The sequence below is a fragment of the Frankia sp. CpI1-P genome, from assembly GCF_001421075.1.
GTDB lineage: Bacteria > Actinomycetota > Actinomycetes > Frankiales > Frankiaceae > Frankia > Frankia torreyi.
The window spans coordinates 1-2,665 of the sequence record NZ_LJJX01000022.1 but is presented as its reverse complement, the minus strand read 5'-3'; the positions used below and the strand labels follow the sequence as shown (position 1 = coordinate 2,665).

The 2,665-nt window shown below is 69.3% G+C and carries 3 protein-coding genes, 1 tRNA gene and 2 pseudogenes; 1 reads left to right on the top strand and 5 read right to left on the bottom strand.

Annotated features, from left to right (window positions below; genetic code table 11):
- The 4 genes and pseudogenes from FF86_RS35970 to FF86_RS49700 form a co-directional block, all read right to left on the bottom strand.
- Window positions 1-614 (bottom strand): annotated as a pseudogene (locus FF86_RS35970) (tetratricopeptide repeat protein); the annotation flags it as partial.
- Window position 615: 1 nt separating this feature from the next.
- Window positions 616-1,072 (bottom strand): annotated as a pseudogene (locus FF86_RS49710) (toll/interleukin-1 receptor domain-containing protein); the annotation flags it as partial.
- A 1-nt stretch (window position 1,073) separates the two neighbouring features.
- Window positions 1,074-1,264: NB-ARC domain-containing protein (locus FF86_RS49705; RefSeq protein ID WP_242418869.1), on the bottom strand; the 191-nt coding region annotated here is incomplete at its 3' end.
- Window positions 1,265-1,312: 48 nt separating this feature from the next.
- Window positions 1,313-1,783 (bottom strand): toll/interleukin-1 receptor domain-containing protein (locus FF86_RS49700; RefSeq protein ID WP_242418853.1); only part of this gene is annotated, 471 nt, incomplete at its 3' end.
- Between the two features lie 403 nt (window positions 1,784-2,186).
- Between FF86_RS49700 and FF86_RS34255 the strand changes: the two genes are divergently transcribed.
- Window positions 2,187-2,261, top strand: a tRNA-Arg gene (locus FF86_RS34255).
- Window positions 2,262-2,434: 173 nt separating this feature from the next.
- Here the strand turns inward: FF86_RS34255 and FF86_RS15865 are convergent.
- Window positions 2,435-2,665, bottom strand: a 231-nt coding sequence (locus tag FF86_RS15865; protein WP_242418868.1) for an integrase core domain-containing protein, incomplete at both ends; no start/stop codon positions are given.

Below are 2,665 nucleotides of genomic sequence, written 5' to 3'. Positions count from 1 at the left end.
TCAGGTGGGTGGCGACCTCGGGGTGGTCGGGTCCGTAGACGGCTTCGGTGATGGTCAGGGCGCGACGGAACAGCGGGAGCGCCTCGCCGGGCCGGCCGTGTACCTGCAGGTAGATCGCGACCCGGTCGCACAACCACACCAGATCATCAATGTCCGTCGGCACATCCACCTCGGACATACTCGGCGAGCTGTCCGGATCAGGCATCCGGCCCACAACCGTGCGTACGTGGGGGAGCAGGTCCCGCCATCGTGGCCATTTCTGCGGAGAACGCTGAATATCGCCGGGCAGGTCCGCGCGCAGCAACCGCAGCAGCACCGCCAGCACCGCCGACCGCCGTGCATCGGAGACACGCCGACGGGTCGTGGCCTGTATCAGCCGATGCACCACCACCGAGCGCGTATCCCGGCTGGCCAGGCCGTAGGCGACCAGAGCCCCGACCGTCCGCGTCCAAGCCAGACGGTCCGCCACCGCCTGCGACAGGGCGCCCTCGCCCAGCAGCTCCGACCGGTCGACGAGCAGATCCAACGGCACCGGCTCCGGACCGCAGAACGCCAGCAGCTCGAGCAACTCCACCGCCGCCGGCTCCGACACGGCAAGCCTGGCGACCGACAACNCCCACAGCGTCGCCACCGTCACCCCAGCCCGCCCCACAACCTCCCCAAGCTCGATCACCTCGTCCAACCTGTCCGCGAGCAGCCCGGCGAACTCACCGGCCGGGGTACCTGTCTGCTCACAGAACCCCGCAGACTGCTCCACCGCCAACGCCAGATCACCCAGCAGGTCGGCGATCCGATCCGCGGTGCGCGCATCCATATCGGGAACCCGGCCCGACAGCAGCGCCACCGACTCTGACCGGTCTAACGTCGGGACCTGCACCACCGCCCCAAGCCCACCCCAGCCCGCACGCCGCGACGTCACCAACACCCGACCCCGCCCATCCGCCGGACTAAACGGCACCACCGCCGCGACATCCTCGGCGTTGTCGAACACCAGCAGCCAGCGTGCCCCCCGCCGCCGCAGTTCCCCCAGCACCCCCGCCGGTTCCGCCCCTACCGGCAGCCCCAACGCCTCNCCCAACGCGCCGATCTGCTCGGCGACCGCACCTGCCTGCTCCGCCTCCACCCACCACACCACATCGAAATCAGACGCATGCCGGTGCACGTACTCCACCGCCAGCGACGTCTTACCCACCCCACCCATCCCCGCCAGCGCCACCACCGACCTGGCCCGCACCGCGCCCGCCAGCTCCTCCAACTGCCCCACCCGGCCCACGAACCGCGCCAACCGAGCCGGCACGTTCCAGACCCCGGNCAGCCCACCCGGGAACACCGCCCGCTCCGGCACCGCCCGCCACCCCGGCGGAAACGGCGGCGCCACCTCCGGCTTGCCCCGCTCGCCTGACACCGCCAGCCGCGCCGCGCCCACCACCTGCTCCCGCGCCACCCGCTCCGCACAGCCGAACAGATCCACGCCCACCACCTGCCCGAGCAGCCCCGGACGTGCACAGTCCGCCACCCGGAACACCAGCAGCCGGCGGTCCTCCCCACCCGGATCGGCCGCCCACGCCGCCCGCCACTCCGCCTTCCCGTACACCGACCGCGTGTACTCCTCGGACAGCACCGCCACCGTCCGCCGGGCCTTCACCACCCCCTCATCCATCCCAGCGACCCAGTTCGACCCCGGCACGAAATCCCACTCCTGCACCAGAACCCGGAAACCCGCCTCCTCCAACACCCACGCCACCCACACCGCCCACGCCCGATCCACCTGCGTGTACGACACGAAAAAGTCCCACCCGCCGTCATCCACGACGCCCCCACCGGTCACCCAGCCAGTGTCCACCCGCATCCGACAGCACAGACCATCGCCGTACGACATCAGACAATCGCTCTGAAGCAACAAGCGCGGGAGCCCCTGGTCAGCGGCCATCGCCAGCCGACCGGGCATCTGTAGCCAACCGTGTAGCCAAGCCCGCGGACGTCCACGGACGACGACGGCCAGCNGCGGAACCAGCGCCCAGGCCCGGCCGACTGTGTGGACGAGCCCGGACACCGGCGGACGAGCCGGACCGACTTTGCAAGGCAGGGGTCCGCGGGCCCCTCAGCCGTCAGGTGTAGCAACGGGTGTAGCAACATGCCCGGACGTCGACGGACGGTGGCGGACACCGGCGGAGCGTGGAAGCNGCGCGGGAGCCTGGGACGCCTGACGCATTTCGTGCCTTCTAAGCACCAGGTCGCAGGTTCGATCCCTGCCGGGCGCACGCGGGGATCGGGCCCACATGCTGCGCCATTTCGATCCCCTCGTCATGTCTGCCGGTTGAGGTGCTGCCCGTTTCACGGACACGCGATAGTTGGACTATATCAGCTTTACGCCGCCTCCGGTATTGATGTCTGACTCGTCAGGTAGAGATGTTCGACGTGTTCCGGAGTGTGNTAGCCGAGGGTGGAGTGGAGTCGCTGCCGGTTGTAGAAGACTTCGATGTACTCGGCGATCGCACTGCGGGCGGCGCGGCGGGTGGGGTAGATTTCTCGGTAGACGAGTTCATTTTTGAGTGTGCCGAAGAAGGATTCGGCGGCGGCGTTGTCCCAGCACACTCCGGTGGCGCCGACGGAGGGTCGCGCGCCGTGCTTGCTCAGGGTTCGATGATAGGCATCGGACGTGTAT